The following is a 17,871-nucleotide window of genomic DNA, read 5'->3' on the forward strand; positions in this document are numbered from 1 at the left end:
ATAAGTCAAGGGGGTGGCAGGAGCTCCGAGTGCTTGTGCGGCTGTGGCCACAATCCCGGCGCAAGGGCTACGGTGCTTAAGAGGTGGCCGGCGGACGGCGGCCCGCAACCGGACGACAGGAGCAGATTATGACGCACATCAGCTCGATGCTCGATACCTACCCCAAGGACCTGGGCGGCGTGGACCGCCAGAAGCTGGCGGAGTGTATTGCCGCCTGCTTCGATTGTGCGCAGACGTGTACCGCGTGCGCCGACGCGTGCCTCTCGGAGGACATGGTTGCCGATCTCACCAAGTGCATCCGCACCAATCTGGACTGCGCCGACATCTGCGCAGCCACCGGCCGTGTCCTCTCGCGCCACACCGGCTACGACGCCAACATCACCAGGGCGCTTCTGGAGGCCTGCCGGACTGCCTGCAAGGCCTGCGCCGACGAATGCGTGCAGCACGCGGAGATGCACGAACACTGCAAGGTCTGCGCGGAGGCTTGCCGCCGGTGTGAACGCGCCTGCGACGAACTCTTGGCCTCGCTGGGACGCGACGCCTCCGCTTAAGCAGGCACCGCCTTCCGCGTTTCCTTCACCGGCGCGGCCGCACCCATCCCGCCACGGGCCCAAGGCCCCGGACCTGCCCTGCTACGAGCCGATCTTCAGGCCGTTCCAGCCGCCGACACCTACAGTGATGCGCTTCTGCATTTTCTTCGAGGAGACCGGGTAGAAGTGCAGGTTGCCCTTCTTGTCGCGGGCGAGGATGCCGGACTGCCCAGCGCTCACATGGTCCTCGGCAGTGGACAGGTGCGTCATCGCGTTCCAACCGGACGTGGCGATCACCTTCCGGGTCTCGCTGATGAGCTTGCCTTTGCCGTTGGAGCGGGAGAGCTCCAGCTGTCCGGCCGCGGTGCGGGCGACCAGGTCCATCTTCTTGTCCGCGTCGAAGTCCAAGGCCATCACATCCATGCCCTTCCAGTTGCCGGAGCTAAGCAGCTTCCGCGGCTCGGGCGTTGTGCCGGCTGCGTTCGCGTAGGAGTACAGCTTGCCGTCACGGTTCTTGGCGATGATGCCCGGGTGCTTGTCCGCGGTCTTCCACTTGGTAACGAGGATGGTGTTGTGCTGCCAACCGCTCGCGCCCAAGGTAGATCGTTTGAAGCCGCCGTTCTTCTGCCCATAGTCGACGGTGAGCCGGCCGTCCTGCCAGTTGGCGATCAGGTCCTGGATGCCGTCGGCGTTCCAGTCGGCGATCTCCACGGCTCGCGCTGCTCCCCATCCGGCCGAAACGTACGAGCGCTTGTTCAGGTCCCGCCCCTTGGCGGACGGGTATAGGTAGAGCTTGCCCGCGGAGTCCACGGCTGCGACATCACCGGACTTGGCCTTGGCTGGCGCGACCGCGGCCGGCAAGGCCTTCAGGTCGTTGGCGATCAGCTTCGGCATGTCATAGGTGTAGTGCGTGACACCCGGGAGAACGGTCATCTTCGTGTTGGTGAATCCAAGGCTCTTGTATTTTTTCTCCGCGCTCTTGGCGGTGCCCAGGGCTGACCAGGTCTTCAGGCTGGTGCCGCCGCGTCCGTCGCGGCTGCCGCAGATCCAGTGCAGCTTCATCTTCTTCACCGCCGCGGGAGCGGCAGTCTCCATGCCCGTGTATCCGCCGCCGCCGACGATGGTGGCCCCGCCGCCCTTCATCCACTCTTGGCGGTCTGCGAGGAGCTCATAGGTGATGAACTCGGCTCCGCCGGAGTAGCCGTGGAGCCAGATGCGGCGGGCGTCGAGCTTGTGTTTGGCGATCAGTGTTGCGGCCAAGGCCCGGAAGTAGTCACCGTTCCGGTCGGCATCCTCCCACCAGGTGATGCCGCCCTTCCTGTCCGGAGTAATGACGGGAACCATGATCATGTTCTTCTTGGCAGCCTCTGCTGCCATCTTCTTCATGATGGAACCGTTGGGGTGGTGGACGTAGGACTGCGCCGGGTAGGAGTAGTCGCCGTGGAAGACGAATAGGACGCCGACCGGCTTCTTCGCGTCGATGCCGTTGGCGTAGACGTGGTATTTGCTGCTGACGCCGTTGGGAGCGGTGTAGGTCTGGTAGGTCGCGTTGCGCGGTGCTGCGGCCTGGGCCGGTGTGCTGACAACCAGCGCTGATGCGAGCATAGTCGTTCCGAGGATTGCTCCCAGGAGCGCGCGGATGAGGGCCTTCATCGAACTGGATCCGTTCATAGTGCTGCCGCACTGCGCGAATGCGGGCACGGGTGCTAAGGGATGCAATCGGACGTAAGGGCTCATCCGTAAGGAATTTCGGGAAACGCGCCAGTTCCTGCCATCAAACCGCCTAGCAGGACGACATGGAGGACATGCTCCTCTGAGAGCTCATCCTGATCCTTGAACTCCCGCACCCTGCCTGACGGCGCCCAGGACTATCCGGGCCTCGGACACGAAATTTGCCCGTCATCTGACGGGGCAGGTTGATTTCCCCGAAAGGTGTGGAGCTTAGGGGAATCGAACCCCTGACCCTTTTATTGGACGGCCAATGGCACGCAAAAGCTGGCCAGAACCGCTCCGTCCTGTCGGCAGCGGTCCGGCCGGCTGTATCCTGCCTCGCTGCGAGACGCTCAGGCCCGTCCCTTCAGGATCAGGTGCCAGTAGATCTGCGGGAGGATCCGCCGGTCCATCACCCACTGCCAGCGCCGTTCCTTGGCCATCCTGAGGACCGGGTAGCTCGGTTGGGGGCGGTATTGGTCGTCGAACTCGGCAAAGAACGCGGTGCGGCGGCTCAGCGTGAACGGGCAGACTGAGTAGCCGTTGTAACGCGCATCAGGCGCACGCCCGGCCAGAACAGCGGTGAGGTTCTTCGCCAGTACCGTGGTCTGTTTGCGGAGCGCCCCGCCGGACTTGGAGTTCCGCGTTCCGGCGGCGTCGCCGAGGGACCAGACGTTGGGAAATCGCGGGTGGCGCAGAATCTCTGAATCTACCTCGACAAAGCCGCCGCTGCTCCCCCTCGGCGGCAGTGAAGTGGCTTTTAACCAGTCCGGCGCCGACTGCGGCGGCACCGCGTGCAGCAGGTCGTACCGGACCTCCCGGTCCCCCGAGGAGCCGTGCAGCACCAGTGTCTGTGCCTCAGGATTGACCGAGGCTACGGTGGTGGAGGTCCACAGCGTGATCCCGTACTCGCTGATCTTGCGCTCCAGCTCCCGGTCCACCTCCGGCATCCCGAAGACGGTAGGCGTGGGCACCACCATGTGCACGTTGATGTCCTGCAGCACGCCCTGTTCGCGCCAGTAGTCGCAGGCCATGTACGCAATTTTTTGGGCGGCACCTGCGCACTTTGCGGGCCCGGGCGGCTGAGTGAATACGGCGGTGCCGGCGCGCAGCCCTCGCACCAGGTCCCAGGTCTTGGGGGCCAGCGCGGCGTCGTAATTGGACGAGCCGTGCGGCGAGGCTATCGCCTCGGCAAGCCCGGGAACGGCGCCCCAGTCCAACTGCAGGCCCGGGCAGACCACCAAGTGCTCGTAACCAACGCGATCGCCTCCGGCCAGGACGACGACGTTCTCCTCCGGCCGCACGTCGGCCGCCGCCCCGCGGATCCAGTCAACCCCCTGCGGCATGACATCCGCCTGGGGGCGGACTGCTTCGGCCATCCGTGCAGCCCCGGCTCCTATGTGGGAGAACAGCGGTTGGAAGTAGTGCTGGTCCCGGGGTTCGATGATTGCGATGTCCTTAACCTTCCACCGGCGAAGCCGCGCGGCCAGCGAGATTCCCGCATTGCCGCCGCCGACAACCACTACCTGATGGTGCTTGTCCATGTTTCGGCCTTCCGCCATTGGCGGCCGCGCCCCAGCCGCTCCCGCATCCGCCCAGTCCACAACGCCCAGGGCCTTCCGTCAAGGCCGGAGAGCCAGGACCGGGTCGTGAAACGTCGGCCTCAATCTCCAAATGCAGCGGTGCGCGCAGGATGGGGCTGGGACGTTACGGCGGCGGTCCGGGATGAGGCGGTCGGGTTCCGGCACATGCGGTCGTGATTGGCGGCTGCGAGCACCAGCGCGACCGATGAGTAGCAACGTTGGCCTCGATGCCATTAGTACTGCCAAAGTCTGTGGAAAGTGTGTTCTTTGGGAGGCGGAACACAGAAGTCGCGCGTCTTCAGTGGAGCTTAGGGGAATCGAACCCCTGACCTTTTCATTGCGAACGAAACGCTCTACCAACTGAGCTAAAGCCCCGGATGCGCAGGTTACCCGCGCTATCACACGTGTGTAAGGGTAGCGCATCGACCCGCGTGTGCACCAAATGAACTCCGGCTTTCTGATGTGCAGCTTCGAGGGTGCTATTCCCTATTCAACGCCCACGGCCGTTCGGGATCCCACGCTCGGTCGGACCGCTGGGAGCTCACCAGCTAGCTCGGATGGTGGCGTCCGGGCGACCTCCGACTACTTCTCCTGCAAGACCGACAGCACGTTCCCGGACGGATCTTTGAACCATGCGATGTAGGGGCCTTCGTCGCGAAAGATGCCATGTTTATCCTGGGCAAAACCCTCATAGCGCTCGAAATGCACTCCCTGCGAGGCCAGTCCGGTCACGGCAGCATCGATGTCATCCACTTGAAAGTTGAGGATCGTGAAGCTCGCCGGAACGGCGTCGGGCTGTTCGTAGACAAGCGTGTCCCGGCCGCCTGCCAGATGCAGCCACATCAGCCCATACTCGTCGGACGTTCTCAGGCCAAGAGTTTCGCCGTAAAAGCGTTGCGCCTCCTGCAGATCATGAACGGCGATGCCGCTGTAGGCCTTGCTGTTGGTGAGCTTCAACGCAACCCCTCCCCTGTCGACCCAGCCGTAAATTTGCATGGCTTGTCCCCCACGTTTTCGGCCGTCGGCGCTTGGCCGGTGGTGATCCGCTACGGCGAAAGTTCCTGCTCAACAGTGTCGCAGTTCGAGGGATTTCGGGGAAGACGCTTGCTCGCTCAGGGAATGTAAGCCAGTCGCGACGCACCCGCAGCTGGGAGGTTCTGCTTAGTCTTAAACCACAGGTGCGGCCTTCGCCGTCGTGGGCGATTCATCGATGAGGGCCAATTCCCCGCCCGTATGTCCTCGGGCTTACCTCTAGTAGGTGCACCCGCCCAGCCGGCTGAAGGCGGGAGAGACAGGAGCAGCAATGCAGCAGGTACCGCAGCAGAAAATCACCACCTTCCTCATGTTTGATGGTCAAGCCGAGGACGCGATGAACTTCTACGTCTCGCTGTTCCCCGACGGCGAGGTGCTGAGCCTCGTCCGCTACGGGGCCGATGGCCCCGGCGTTGAAGGAACAATCGAGCACGCGGCCTTCTCAATTGCCGGGCAGCAGTTCATGTGCAGCGACAGCAGCGTCAAGCAGAGCTTTGGCTTTACTCCGTCCATGTCGCTGTACATCGAATGTGAAGCCGAAGATGAAATCGGTCGCCTTTACGACGCAGTGGCCGTGGACGGGGAGCTCCTGATGCCCTTGGACTCCTACGGTTTCAGCACAGAATTCGCCTGGGTACAGGATCGGTACGGGGTGTCTTGGCAGCTGAACCTGAAATAGGCGCAAACCTCTCACGGAGCACGCCGCGGGCGACGCTTGGAGCGCCTGCGCTACAGGATTGCTAGAACAAACGCAGCAAGACCCCTGGCGGTCCGGCATCCGGACTGGCAGGGGTCTTCAGCTGTGTGAACAACAAGGTCGGGGCTTTGCGGGCCCGCAGACACTGCTCCGGCGTCGTGGGCCTGAACGGTGCACCTCAACGGGCTGGCAGCTTGTGGCTTAGCCCGATCTGATAAGTATCAGAGCACTCTGCCTACAATCCGTGCAAGCGCTCCCCTTACAATTGATCAGACTGTTCAAGCAGTAGTGCGGCACTCGACAGGAAGTGGTCATTTTGCAGCAACTTGATGCGACGGACCGGCGGATCCTGCTGGCGCTGGATGAGGATCCGCGGATCCCGGTGATGATGTTGGCCCAGCGGCTGGGTCTGGCCCGCGGCACGGTCCATTCGCGGCTTGAGCGCCTGGCTGCCTCTGGTTGCATGCGCACACACTCCGCGCGGGTGCTGCCGGAAGCCTTGAACCGCGGGGTGATGGCCATGGTGAGTGCGGAACTGGACCAGAGCAAGCTCAACGACGCGGTGGAAGCGCTCAGGAAGATTCCGGAAGTGCTCGAATGCCACGCCCCGGCGGGCGACACGGACTTGCTGATCCGGGTGGTGGCCAGCAGCCCGGACGATCTGTATCGGGTGAGCGAGGAGATCCGTTTCTGTCCTGGCATCACCCGCACCTCCACGCAGATGTTCCTCCGCGAGGTCATCCCCTACCGCACCACGGGGCTGTTAGAGCAGGACTGATCATCGCGGAGCCACCGCCGGCAGCGCCGCGCTGGTCTGAAAAGCCGCTCGTTGGGATGGCCGGTTCCGGAGCCAGCCGCTAGAAGAAGAATTGCGCCAGCACGCCGACCACCCAGACGGCGCCGGCGGCGAACGCGCAGCCGAGCTCAACCAGCATCCCCAGGCCCACGGCCTTGAGCGCCGCCCAACTGGCCCCGACCGCCTGGCCGAAGTCCCGCCGTCGTGCGTATTCGCTGAGCAGGAGCCCGGCGGCAAATCCGATGAACAGCCCGACGACGGGAATCACGAACATCCCGACCACACCGACCAATACGCCCGCCAGGATTGACCAGTTGGGCACCTGCCGCTGTTTCAGCCGGCGCCCGGTGAGCACCAGGCTGGCCAGCATGCCGGCGGCCACAAACACCATGCCGATCGCGAAGACCACCCAGCCCAGGGTGTTCTGCAAGACGATGGCCCAGACCAGCAGGCTGATGCCGATGGTGATGGTGCCGGGCAGGACGGGGACGACGATGCCGGCAATGCCGACAGCGATGAGCAGACCGCAAAAGACGGTCGCGAGTATCTGGGCTTCCACCCACTCAGCCTACTGGGATGCATCGCGTCCGTCGGGAAGGGGTGTGTCACCAGAACGTGGTGCGCACCTCGATTCCCCTTCGGTCCCCGTTCATTCCCGCGGGCAACAGTTGAGGGGTCGGCCACCTCCAACGGCCGGCCATCACTCAACCGGAGGTCCCATTCGTGTACGCGTCCCCAACTTCGAAATCAGCCTGGTTGTCCCGACCTTTGCGCCTGACCGGCGGCGCTCTGATCCTGCTGGCTGCCGGCGCAATGCTCGGCCCCGCCGCCACCGCCGCTCCCACCCCGGTAGAAACCGATTGGGCAGCCTCGGCCTACCGCGGAGGCATCGACGTCATTGATGCTCCTGATGCCGACCAGCAGACCCTCGACGGTTCCGTCTTTGATGACAAGAACAAGAACTCAAAGCAGGACGTCAACGAACCGGGCCTGCGCGGGGTCACCGTCTCCAACGGCCGCGACGTCGTCACGACGGACAGCCATGGCCGCTACGAACTGCCGGCGTTCGACAACATGACCGTCTTCGTTACCCAGCCCCGCGGTTACCAGGTGCCGGTGGACGAAGACAACGTCGCCCAGTTCTTCTACCACCACCTGCCGGAGGGGTCCCCCGACCTGAAGTTCGGCGGCATCGCCCCGACCGGAGCGCTGCCTGACAAGGTGAACTTCCCGCTGGCCAAGAGCAAGCTCACCCAATCCCCGGAGCAACACTGCGCAATCGGCGCCGACGTCCAGACCTACAACCAAAAAGAGGTGGAGTTCGCGCACAACGGCGCCTTCGCCGATCTGGCCGCCCGCTCCGACTATGCCGGCTGCGGCGCGCTCTTCATCGGCGACATTGTGGGCGATGACCTGTCCCTCTTCGGGCAGACCCGGGAACTGACCGCCAAGCTCAACGGTCCGGCCCGGTTCCTGCCCGGCAACCACGACCTCGACTTCGACGCCCTCGACGGCGAGCACGAGTTCGACACTTACCGCAGCCAGTTCGGACCGGAATACTACTCGTATGACGCCGGCAAGGCCCACATCGTCGCCCTGAGCAACATCGAATATCCGACCGCGATCCCCGCGAAGAAGAGCAATTACACTTACGCACTGGGCGAACGCCAACTCGAGTGGCTCCGCCAGGACATCGCGAAGGTGCCCAAGGACCGGGTGATCGTGCTGGCCGGCCACAGCCCGCTGCTTGAGTTCTACTACAGCGACTCTCACACCACGAAGCAGCTGCAGGCGATTTACGGGATACTCGAGGGCCGCGAAGTCGTTTCCCTGGGCGGGCACACCCACATGTCGGAGAACCTGCGGGAGGGCGACCTCATGGCCGGCTGGCGCGACGAGCTCGGCGACGCGGGCTTGCCGTTCACCCATTTGACTGTCCCGGCAGTGTCCGGCCAGTGGTACAACGGCCGGGTGCTCGAGGAGGGCTTCCCCACCGCCATCCAGCGTGACGGGACCCCTCCCGGCGTCCTGACCCTGGACATCAAGAACACGGAGGTCCGCGAGCGTTTCACGGCCACCGGCGACGACGGCTCGGACCAGATGGCTCTGGGCATCAACTCCCCCGCGTACCGTGCATGGTTCGACGAATACAAGAACCAGCGCGGCAAGGCCCCGTCCCCGGAGAACCCGAACGCGGTGGCACAGGGCGAACTCGGTGAGACCTGGCTGACGACCAACTTCTGGATGGGCTCCACCGGCTCCACCGTGAAGGTATCCATAGACGGCGGCGAAAGCGCCGAAGCCGCGCGTACCCAGTCGATGACCGCCGACGACGTCCCGCTGATTGGTGCCGAGTACACCGATCCGACCGCCACCACCGAACAGTTGGTGCACGGCGGCGGCCTACACGACCGCACCTCCCACCTGTGGCGACTCGAGCTGCCGGCCGGCCTGGCCGTCGGCGAGCACACGGCCACGGTCACCGCGACCGACGTGCACGGCCGCGAGTTCACCGAGACCATCACCTTTGAGGTCGTCAAGTAACCCTTCCTGATATCCGACGGCGGGTGGTTGCGTTCCGCAGCCACCCGCCGTCGCTGGTCTCACCCCAGGGGAAGTAGTTGTTGCCGTTCTTGATTGGATCCGTGTCTGGTGCTGTCCATTGTCCAGTTTCAGGGGAACCGCATTCAAAGGTTGTAGTTCTAACCGTTGGGGTACGCCCGTTCGTGACCGTGTGGGCCTTGCGGCCTCTGCCCAAGAATCTTCTCGACCGTTCTGGGACGTTCTTTCTCAGCTGGTTCGCTCCCGTGGGCTTCTCCGCGCTCTTCTGCGAGCCAAAGGAGGAGCAGGGCGTCGATAAAGGCAGCCGTTGCAAGCCACCGGTAAAGGACCACGGAAGGTTGGGCGAAAATCCGGTGAACATCCCTCGGATCCGGGCTTTTGCTACCCGGCGATAGGGTTGAATACGGTGAGTGACATCCGACCGCTCCTTTACTCCATCCCAGTCCGCGGCGACGGCACTGCCCCGGCGTCAATTACTTCGATCAGCCGGAATTCTTGCCGCTGCTGCCTCGGTTCCGGGTTTCCTGACCGCCCCGCTGCCCGCGCATGGCGCGACGGGCTTCTTCCGGCACGGCGTTGCCTCGGGAGATCCCTACCCGGATTCGGTGCTGTTGTGGACGCGCCTGACGCCGGAGGAAGACGCGACGCCCGGTTCGGGACGTGGTGGCGACGCCCGTATCCGCTGGGAAGTAGCAGCCGACTCAAATTTCAAGCAGGTGGTGTCGCGCGGTTGGACGGAGACGGGCGCTTGGCGGGACCACACGGTCAAGGTGGTGGCCGCCGGGCTGCTACCGGGCACGGCGTACTGGTATCGGTTCAGGTTCGGTAAGGACTATTCGCCGGTGGGCCGGACACGCACTGCTCCGGCATCCGGCGCGGCCGTGGACCGGCTCCGGATGGGCGTGGTGTCGTGCGCCAATTACCAGGCCGGCTACTTCGCTGCTTACCGACACCTGGCCGACCGCGGCGACCTGGACCTGGTGCTCCATCTGGGCGACTACCTCTATGAGTACGCGCCGGGCGAGTATCAGGCGCGTGACGTCCTCGTGCGTCCCCACGACCCCGCCGTGGAGATGACCACGTTGGAGCATTACCGGCGGCGCCACGCCCAGTACAAAACCGACCCGGAACTGCAGGCGTTGCATGCTGCGGCACCGTTCGTGGTGACCTGGGACGACCATGAATCCGCCAACGATGCCTGGTCCGACGGCGCAGAAAACCACACCGAGGGGGCTGAAGGAACCTGGTCTAAGCGCTCGGGCCACGCCAGGCAGGCCTACGCGGAATGGATGCCGGTCCGCTACGAACCCGGTGGACAGTTGTACCGCAGGCTGGAGTTCGGCTCGCTGGCGAGTCTGTCGATGCTGGACCTGCGCTCTTACCGGAGCAAGCAGGCCGACAGCCAGTTGAACTCGGCGGTCGACGATCCGAACCGCACCATCACGGGCGATGAGCAGATGGACTGGCTGTTGGCCGGGCTCGGCAACGATTCCCCGCAGTGGAAGTTGGTGGGGAACCCGGTCATGATTACTCCGGTTCGCTTCCCGTCGACCCTGAACACGCAGGAACTGCATGCGCTGAGCGAATTGCTGGGGGACCGCAATATCGACGGGGTTCCCTACAACGTGGACCAGTGGGACGGCTATGTCGCCGACCGAAACAAAGTCCTCACGCACCTGCGCGACCACGCCGTGACAGACACCGTCTTCCTGACCGGGGATATTCATTCGGGTTGGGCCTGCGACCTGCCGGCCGACCCGCTGACCTACCCGCTCAACGGCCGCTCCGTGGGCACGGAACTTGTGTGCACGTCCGTCACCAGCGACAACCTGGACGATATCCTCCGAGTTCCGGAACGCACCGCCTCGCTGACGGTCGAGTCGGCCCTGAAGCTGCTGAACCCGCACGTCAAGTACCTGGATTTCGACTCGCACGGCTTCTCAGTACTCGAGGTGACTCCGGCCGAGGTCCGAATGGACTGGTACCGGCTGGCGGAACGGACCGACGCCGCGTCGCCTGCGTACCTAACGGCGTCGTGGGCAGTCGCTGCCGGTACGCAAAGAGTCCGCCGCGCAGCGAAAGGTATTCTTGGATGAGCCCGACTGAGACGAGCGGCGGCACACCCCGCCGAAGTTTCCTGAAGTTTGCCACTGCCTCAGGCGCCGCCGTCGTACTTTCAGCTGTCCCGGGTGCCGGATGGGCCGCGCCCGGCAGCAACGGGAAGGGCAAGGCCGCTCGGGAAGTGTCGACGCCCAAGGTCTACGTGCTGGTGGTCGACGGCTGCAGGCCGGACGAGGTCACAAAGGCTCTCACACCGAATCTGGCGGCACTACGCGATGCCGGTACTAACTTTCCAGCGGCCCGCTCCCTGCCAATCATGGAGACCCTCCCCAACCACGTCATGATGATGACAGGCCTGCGCCCCGACCGCACCGGAGTCCCGGCCAACTCCGTCTACGACCGGGCGGAGGGTGCGGTTCGCACGCTCAACCGGCCCGCGGATCTGCGGGCGGTGACCGTGCTGGAGCGCCTGAATGCAGTCGGCTTCACCACGGGAACGGTGCTCAGCAAGGAATACCTGTACGGGATCTTCGGGGAGCGGGCCACATACCGATGGGAGCCTGCGCCGATTGTCCCCGTCTCGGGCCACGCGCCGGACGCCTACACAGTGGACGCCCTGATCGGCATGGTGGAATCAGCCGACCCCGACTTGGTCTTCACAAACCTCGGCGACGTCGACCGGATGGGCCACTCGGACCTGACAGGTACTACCCTGCAAGCAGCGCGGCATGCTGCGCTGGCGTCGACGGACCTGCAGGTGAGTCGCTTCATCGAACATTTGAAGGCCCGGGGGACTTGGCAATCCAGCGTGGTGATCGTGTTGGCCGACCACTCGATGGACTGGTCATTGCCGACCAACGTGATTAGCATCGACAATTCCCTGTGGCTGTATCCGGAACTCCGCCGAAACCTGCAGATTGCCCAGAACGGCGGGGCGGACCTGCTGTACTGGACGGGGGATGCGGCAAGCCGGGACGAGGCGGTAGCGCGGCTCGCCATGGTGGTAGCCGCCCATCCCGGGGTGCTCTCAGTGCATCGGCCGGCAGAACTGCGGCTGGGACCGGAAGCGGGCGATCTGGTGGTCTACTGCCGGGCCGGATGGCGGTTCTCCGACCCCTATATCTTGTCCAACCCGATTCCCGGCAACCACGGGCATCCCGCGACGGAACCGATCCCCTTCTTCATTGGCGGCGGCAGCGATCTGGTGCTGCCCGGAGTGTCCTCGGAACCGGCGCGAACCGTCGATGTAGCGCCAACAGTTGCAGCCCTCTTCGGTTTGGAGGAACCGAAGGGCGGCTACGACGGAAGGCAGCGGACCGCATCCTTGTCGCTGGCCCGCTGAGCCCCGGTCCCGGCTCGCTGAATCGGCCACTCGCCGTCGCTGGTTCCGCTGGCCGGGGCGGTTAGGCTATCGCGGCCTTGACGAGCGCCTCGACCTTCTCCTCCACCGCGGGGGTCCACTCCACTATGGCGAAGGAGACCGGCCACATCGGCCCCTCGTCGAGCGTGGCCGCGTCGTTGAATCCGAAGGTGGCGTAGCGGGCCTGGAACTTGGCCGCGCCCTGAAAGAAGCAGACGACTTTGCCGTCCGTGTTGGCGTACGCAGGCATCCCGTACCAGGTCTTGGGCAGAAGCTCCGGCGCGTTCGCGGTGACGAGTGCGTGAATGCGTTCGGCGAGGACGCGGTCGGCGTCGGGCATCTCCGCGATCGCGTTGAGCACGGCGCGCTCGTTGTCGGCCTTCTTCTGACCGCTGCGGCCCTGTGCCTTCAGCTCCTGGGCACGCTCCTTCATGGCGGCACGCTCGGCCTCCGAGAAGCCGCCCGCATCAGACTTCTTAGTGGTCATCTCGATCTCCCTTGTACGAATCACGACCGACAGTAGCAGCCACGCGGGGCGCGGGCTTCTCGAATCCTGCTCGGTTCGCGAAAAACGTAGCCGTCAGCGGGCAATCTGATATACGGTGCAGCGATACCTCGCGGCTACAGGGCGGGGGCTATTTACCGGAAGGCGCGGGGACATCATGGACGACGCACAGAGCCGCCAGGACCTGACCCTACAAATCGACCAGCGCCGTGATGACATCAGGGCCTTTCTTCGCCGCGCCCGTCCCAAGCGCAACCGCCTGACCAACGTCAGCATCGTCGGGAGCTCAGTCGTCGCCGCATTGACGGCGGGGCCCGGCTTCGGCCAAAACAACTTCAACTCGGCCGTGGCAGGCGCTTTCTCGCTGTCCAGCACTTCGGTCGTCTGGCAGGTCATCTGCATCCTGGCCTCGCTCCTCTCCCTTGCCGCCGCGATCGCGTCCGGCCTTGCCAACTCACGCAACGGCGCGGAGCAGATCTCGACGGCAGAGTCCGCCAGCGCGCAGCTCGACGGGCTGCTGACGGCACTGAAGTACGGCCAGCTGCCGGTGGGCGATGCTGCGCGGCTCTATCAGGAATACAGCTCCAAAGCAGCCTTCATCGACTAGCCGTAGCCGCGACCAGGTTCGCCAACCTTGGCTTCACGCGGCCTTAATACCGGGCTGTTGTTGGCTACCGGACGCCCTTGATCTTGACTACGAAGACCGCGCCGAGCAGCCCGATCACAGCGGACAGTACGAACAGCGCCGTGTAACCGCCGAGGTAGAGCACGGTGGGGGCGGCGATCAACGGGGCGATGACCTGCGGCGACGAGGCCGCGATATTGATGACGCCCATGTCCTTGCCCCGGTCCGCGGCGCTCGGCAGCACTTCCGTGAGCAGGGCGAAGTCAACGGCCAGGAACATGCCGAAGCCCGCGCCGAGGACCATAGCCGCCCCGACCACGGCCGGCCACGCGGGCGTGATGGCCACGATGATCGAGGCCGTTGCGATGGTGACCGAGGACGCGATAACGAACGGCTTGCGGCGCCCCACTCGGTCGCTGAGTGGTCCCCCCACGACCGCCATCACCACCACCATGGCCGCATAGACGCCGGTCAGCAGCAGCACGCCGGCGGCCGGGTCCGGATGCCCCACGGCGTCCTGGAGGAAGAAGAACAGATAGAGGGTGAAGATGTTGTTGCCCAGATTGACCAGGAACCGGGTCAGCCACGCCCAGCCGAAATCGGGGTGCTTGGCCGGGGAGATCCAGAAGCCCTTGAGAAAGCCGGGCCAGGCGAAGGGCGGGCGGTCGGCCTTCCGCAACGGGGTGTCCCGGCCGGCAATCACGAAAGGGATGATGCTGGCCAGCAGGAAGACGGCACAGTAGAGGTAACCGAGGACGAAGCCGCCGGCCAGATTGGCCAGCACCGCGCCCATCACAATGCCCAGCGTCTGCCCGATGGCCGCCAGTCCGCCGATCTGGCCGCGCTGCCGCCGCGGTACACGGTCCGGGATGCTGGCCGTCACGGCCGCGTAGGCCCCATTGCACCCTGCCTGCACCAGGCACCAGCCGATCACCATCACGGCGATGTTGGGGGCGCCGGAAAGCAGCAGCAGCGCGGCGAACCCCAGGATGCCGCCGGCCAGCGCCCACGGCACGCGGCGTCCGAACCGTGAGGTGGTGCGGTCGCTCAGCGCCCCGAAGACCGGATTGGCGACGAGGGACACCGCGGCGCCGAAGCCCGTGGCCATCGCCAGTACGGCTTCCTTGTTCACGGCATCGAACGCCTGCGACTGCTGGGCCAGCAGCACCTGCAAGGGGCCGAAGAACGCCGCGTTGATGCCAAGGTTGGTCAGCAGGACGGCGGTGACCCAGCCGGCCCGGACCTTGGTGGTGGGTTCCCGGAACGCCGCGGGAAGGTCGAGCGCCGGCACGGGCTCGCGCGGTTCCTGGACGGACATGGCGACAACCCTCCTCACCGACGGCGCGGCATGGCCGCGCTCCCCTGTTGTTGCAACAGCGTACAGCCGCCGCCGCGCAGGCTGGTAAGGCCATGCGCCGGCTGCCGGTGGTGTCGCCGAACGGCAGTGTTGCCGCGGTGACGGGCAGGCCCGTCGCGGTGACCGGCTGGCTTAACGCAGGCGAGCGGGACGTTATATCTGCGGGGCATCGCCCCGGCGGCCGGCCGACGGGGCTCTGCGGGACGTCAGCCTGCGGAAGCGGCAGCCCGCTGCCTGGCCAGCTTTTTCAGCCCGTGCGAGACCCGGACCGGCTCGGGCCAGCGCGGCGTCAGGTTGTCCCCCAGCGTGACGCCCTTGAGCTTGCGGCCGAACATCGGGACCACCCATTCCTGCAGCCAGTCGCGCTCGCGCCGGAGTGCCTCGCGCCAGCCCGCCCGCACCGGAGCCTCCGGCCGCTTCAGCCTGAGTGTGTGATCCACGCCGAGGGCCTCAAGGACCCTGGCCGCCATGTACTTGTGCCCCAGCGCGGACATATGCAGCCGGTCCGTGTCCCACATCCGCCGGTCCTGGTAGAGGTCGAACGCCCAGTGGTCCACCAGCACGGCGTCGTAACGCCGGGACAGGTCGCGGACGGCCTCGTTGAACACCCAGTTGCGCCGCCGCATCGGCTCAAGGACCGGCGGGAGCATGACCTCAAAGCCGGTGAAAAGGATCAACTGGGCACCCGTTTCCGACAACCGGCCGACGGCGGATTCGTACTCGGCCAAGAGCTCCGGCATGCTGCGCTTGAGCTCCAGGATGTCGTTTCCGCCGGCATAGAAGGAGACCAGTGTGGGCTGCATCGCCACGGCCGGTTCCAACTGGTCGGCGATGATCTGGTGTAACCGCTTGCTGCGCACCGCCAGGTTTGCGTAGCGGAAGTCCGGGTCCTGCTTGCCCAACTGCTTGGCCACCCGGTCGGCCCAGCCGCGCACGCCATTGGGGAAGTTGGCGTTGTAGTCCCCCACGCCCTCGGTAAAGCTGTCGCCCAGCGCCACGAATAGTGCTCCCACCTGCGGAAGACTAACTGCGCCGGGCGACGCACCGGCAAACACGCGGTGAAGTCCAGCGCTGTGGCGGCCGGGTTGTCCGCTGCGGGGTTACGAGACCCGGAGCCACGCGGCAGTTGCTCTGCTGCCGTCAGGTGGCGTCGGGAACCAGCTCCGGCGGGTCGAAAATCCACGGCTCAAGCGGCAGGTCATCGGGCCGGAAGTCGGAGAGCAACTTGTGCAGGGGCACATCCGGCAAATCCAGCGATGCCAGCAACAGGCCGCGCACCGCGGCCGCGTCCAGCCCGGCCAGCTCAAGTGCCCCCAAGGTCACCGCGCCGTCGCGCTTGGCCAGGCGCCGCCGTCGTTCATTGAGGACCAACGGCACATGGACGTATTCGACCGGCGGCAGCCCCAGCAGCGCGGCGAGGTAAGCCTGCCGCGGTGCCGAGGACAGCAGGTCATCGCCGCGCAGTACTTGGTCCACGCCCTGGGCGGCGTCGTCCACCACGACCGCCAGGTTGTAGGCAGGGACGCCGTCGTTGCGCCGCAGCACGAAGTCGTCAACGATGCCGGTGTAGTCGCCGTGCAGCCGGTCGGTGACCGTGTGGCTGGTGGTGGAAGCGCGCAGCCGCAACGCGGCGGGGCGGAACTGGCGGCGCTCCTCGCGTTCGGCGTCGGTCAGGTTGCGGCAGGTTCCCGGGTAGGCGCCCTCCGGAGCATGCGGGGCGCTGGGCGCCTCGGCAATCTCCCGCCGCGTGCAGAAGCATTCGTAGATCAAGCCGGCCTCCGCCAACTGCCCGAGGGCCTGCCGGTAGACCGCGGAACGGTCGGTCTGGCGCACCACCTCACCGTCCCAGTCCAGACCGATGGCCGCCAGGTCGGTCAGCTGCCGGGCCTCGAACCCGGCTCGCGCCCGGTCCAGGTCCTCGACCCGAACGAGGAAGCGGCGGCCGGTGCTGCGGGCGAAGAGCCAAGCGAGCAGCGCGGTGCGCAGGTTGCCAACGTGCAGTTCACCCGAGGGGCTGGGCGCGAACCGACCGGCGGGACTCTGGGCTGCTGGCACGTCCCCACGGTAGCAAACCGGTCCCCGCCCGCGGGGTGTTGCCGCGGCCTATTAGGCTGGTGCTATGAGCACACCCGACTCCCCCATGGAAACCCCGATTGCCGTCACCGGTGCCACCGGCGAGCTGGGCGGCATGGTCGCCAGGATGCTGGCGGAGCAGAACCTTCCACAGCGGCTGATTGTCCGCGACCCGTCGCGTGCGCCGCAGCTGCCCGGGACGACGACGGTGACTGCCGGCTATGGCGACAAGGCCGCCGTCGCCGCCGCGCTGCAAGGCATCGAGACAGTGTTCATGGTGTCCGCCGCCGAAGCCGAGGACCGGCTGCAGCAGCATTTCACCTTCATCGACGCCGCCATCGACGCCGGCGTGCAGCACATTGTCTACACCTCGTTCATCGGCGCCACCGAGGACGCAACATTCACGCTGGCCAGGGACCACTACGCCACCGAGGAGAAACTGCGCGGAACCGGCCTGAAGCACACGCTGCTGCGCAACAACTTCTACGCAGACGTCCTGCCGTCGTTTGCCGACGAATCGGGCGTGATCCGCGGCCCGGCGGGGGACGGAAAGGCGGGCTTCGTGGCCCGCGAGGATGTAGCCCGGGCGGCCGCGACCATCCTGGCCGAACCGATGCCCCACGCCGGCTTTACCTACGAGCTGACCGGCCCGGAGTCGGTGACCCTGGCCGAGGCGGCAGCGGCCATCGCAGAGGCAACCGGCCGTCCGACGTCGTTCCTTAACGAAACGGTGGAGGAGGCCTACACGAGCCGGGCGCACTACGGCGCCCCCGACTGGCAGCTGGATGCCTGGGTCAGCACCTACACGGCAATTGCCGCCGGGGAGCTGGACCTGGTGACCCACGACGTGGACCTGCTGACCGGGCGGCCGGCGCTGAGCCTCCGGGAGCTGTTCGGCGGCCGGGAGTGAGCCACAGCCCCGGGCAGTTCGGCGTCTGATCCGGAGCCGGGTCGCGCTTGACGGTGCCGGCCGGACGGTG

16 protein-coding genes and 1 tRNA gene are annotated in these 17,871 nt (G+C 65.6%); 8 read left to right on the forward strand and 9 right to left on the reverse strand.

Annotated elements, in window-relative coordinates; all coding sequences use genetic code 11:
- Window positions 1-128: 128 nt before the first annotated feature.
- Window positions 129-551: a four-helix bundle copper-binding protein gene (locus tag AC5RV3_RS06195; RefSeq protein WP_494121367.1), complete on the forward strand. Its 423-nt coding sequence runs from the start codon at window positions 129-131 to the stop codon at window positions 549-551.
- Window positions 552-632: 81 nt separating this feature from the next.
- Here the strand turns inward: AC5RV3_RS06195 and AC5RV3_RS06200 are convergent, their stop codons facing one another.
- The 4 genes from AC5RV3_RS06200 to AC5RV3_RS06215 all read right to left on the reverse strand — a co-directional run bounded on the left by AC5RV3_RS06200 (window position 633) and on the right by AC5RV3_RS06215 (window position 4,819).
- The gene (locus AC5RV3_RS06200) at window positions 633-2,135 is read right to left on the reverse strand and encodes a hypothetical protein (RefSeq protein WP_494121368.1); all 1,503 of its coding nucleotides are present in this window, start codon (window positions 2,133-2,135) and stop codon (window positions 633-635) included.
- Window positions 2,136-2,593: 458 nt separating this feature from the next.
- Complete coding sequence (locus AC5RV3_RS06205; RefSeq protein WP_494121369.1) at window positions 2,594-3,784, reverse strand: NAD(P)/FAD-dependent oxidoreductase; 1,191 nt, start codon at window positions 3,782-3,784, stop codon at window positions 2,594-2,596.
- Window positions 3,785-4,125: 341 nt separating this feature from the next.
- Window positions 4,126-4,198 (reverse strand) — tRNA-Ala (locus AC5RV3_RS06210).
- A gap of 207 nt (window positions 4,199-4,405) precedes the next feature.
- The gene (locus AC5RV3_RS06215) at window positions 4,406-4,819 is read right to left on the reverse strand and encodes a VOC family protein (protein WP_494121370.1); all 414 of its coding nucleotides are present in this window, start codon (window positions 4,817-4,819) and stop codon (window positions 4,406-4,408) included.
- A gap of 307 nt (window positions 4,820-5,126) precedes the next feature.
- On the opposite strand from AC5RV3_RS06215, the gene AC5RV3_RS06220 reads away from it, so the two are divergent.
- Window positions 5,127-5,534, forward strand: a complete 408-nt coding sequence (locus AC5RV3_RS06220; RefSeq protein WP_494121371.1) for a VOC family protein — start codon at window positions 5,127-5,129, stop codon at window positions 5,532-5,534.
- Window positions 5,535-5,868: 334 nt separating this feature from the next.
- On the forward strand, window positions 5,869-6,330 hold the full coding sequence (locus tag AC5RV3_RS06225) for an Lrp/AsnC family transcriptional regulator (RefSeq protein WP_494121372.1): 462 nt from the start codon (window positions 5,869-5,871) through the stop codon (window positions 6,328-6,330).
- 79 nt (window positions 6,331-6,409) lie between these two features.
- Here AC5RV3_RS06225 and AC5RV3_RS06230 read toward each other — a convergent pair whose 3' ends face one another.
- Window positions 6,410-6,907 (reverse strand): DUF456 domain-containing protein, encoded by a 498-nt coding sequence (locus AC5RV3_RS06230; protein ID WP_493989861.1) that lies wholly within the window; start codon window positions 6,905-6,907, stop codon window positions 6,410-6,412.
- 254 nt (window positions 6,908-7,161) lie between these two features.
- Between AC5RV3_RS06230 and AC5RV3_RS06235 the strand changes: the two genes are divergently transcribed.
- From AC5RV3_RS06235 to AC5RV3_RS06245, 3 genes are all read left to right on the forward strand, one after another.
- Window positions 7,162-8,892 carry a calcineurin-like phosphoesterase C-terminal domain-containing protein gene (locus AC5RV3_RS06235; RefSeq protein ID WP_494121512.1) on the forward strand — a complete coding sequence of 577 codons (1,731 nt, stop codon included), beginning with the start codon at window positions 7,162-7,164 and terminating at the stop codon, window positions 8,890-8,892.
- Window positions 8,893-9,320: 428 nt separating this feature from the next.
- Entirely contained in the window at window positions 9,321-11,006 is a 1,686-nt protein-coding gene (locus tag AC5RV3_RS06240) for an alkaline phosphatase D family protein (protein WP_494121373.1), read from the forward strand.
- A complete protein-coding gene (locus AC5RV3_RS06245) occupies window positions 11,003-12,313 on the forward strand; it encodes an alkaline phosphatase family protein (protein WP_494121374.1) in 1,311 nt (436 codons plus the stop codon). The genes AC5RV3_RS06240 and AC5RV3_RS06245 overlap by 4 nt, the downstream gene beginning before the upstream one ends.
- 61 nt (window positions 12,314-12,374) lie before the next feature.
- On the opposite strand, the gene AC5RV3_RS06250 is transcribed toward AC5RV3_RS06245, so the two are convergent.
- A complete protein-coding gene (locus tag AC5RV3_RS06250) occupies window positions 12,375-12,818 on the reverse strand; it encodes an iron chaperone (RefSeq protein ID WP_494121375.1) in 444 nt (147 codons plus the stop codon).
- Between the two features lie 175 nt (window positions 12,819-12,993).
- On the opposite strand from AC5RV3_RS06250, the gene AC5RV3_RS06255 reads away from it, so the two are divergent.
- A complete protein-coding gene (locus tag AC5RV3_RS06255) occupies window positions 12,994-13,443 on the forward strand; it encodes a hypothetical protein (protein WP_494121376.1) in 450 nt (149 codons plus the stop codon).
- 64 nt (window positions 13,444-13,507) lie between these two features.
- Here the strand turns inward: AC5RV3_RS06255 and AC5RV3_RS06260 are convergent, their stop codons facing one another.
- The 3 genes from AC5RV3_RS06260 to gluQRS form a co-directional block, all read right to left on the reverse strand.
- Window positions 13,508-14,779: an MFS transporter gene (locus AC5RV3_RS06260; RefSeq protein ID WP_494121377.1), complete on the reverse strand. Its 1,272-nt coding sequence runs from the start codon at window positions 14,777-14,779 to the stop codon at window positions 13,508-13,510.
- A gap of 245 nt (window positions 14,780-15,024) precedes the next feature.
- Complete coding sequence (locus AC5RV3_RS06265; protein ID WP_494121378.1) at window positions 15,025-15,831, reverse strand: SGNH/GDSL hydrolase family protein; 807 nt, start codon at window positions 15,829-15,831, stop codon at window positions 15,025-15,027.
- A gap of 127 nt (window positions 15,832-15,958) precedes the next feature.
- Complete coding sequence (gene gluQRS, locus AC5RV3_RS06270) at window positions 15,959-16,873, reverse strand: tRNA glutamyl-Q(34) synthetase GluQRS (RefSeq protein WP_494121379.1); 915 nt, start codon at window positions 16,871-16,873, stop codon at window positions 15,959-15,961.
- A 64-nt stretch (window positions 16,874-16,937) separates the two neighbouring features.
- On the opposite strand from gluQRS, the gene AC5RV3_RS06275 reads away from it, so the two are divergent.
- A complete protein-coding gene (locus AC5RV3_RS06275; RefSeq protein WP_494121380.1) occupies window positions 16,938-17,801 on the forward strand; it encodes an SDR family oxidoreductase in 864 nt (287 codons plus the stop codon).
- Window positions 17,802-17,871: the final 70 nt, after the last annotated feature.

It is taken from the genome of Arthrobacter sp. Y3221114, from assembly GCF_059092625.1.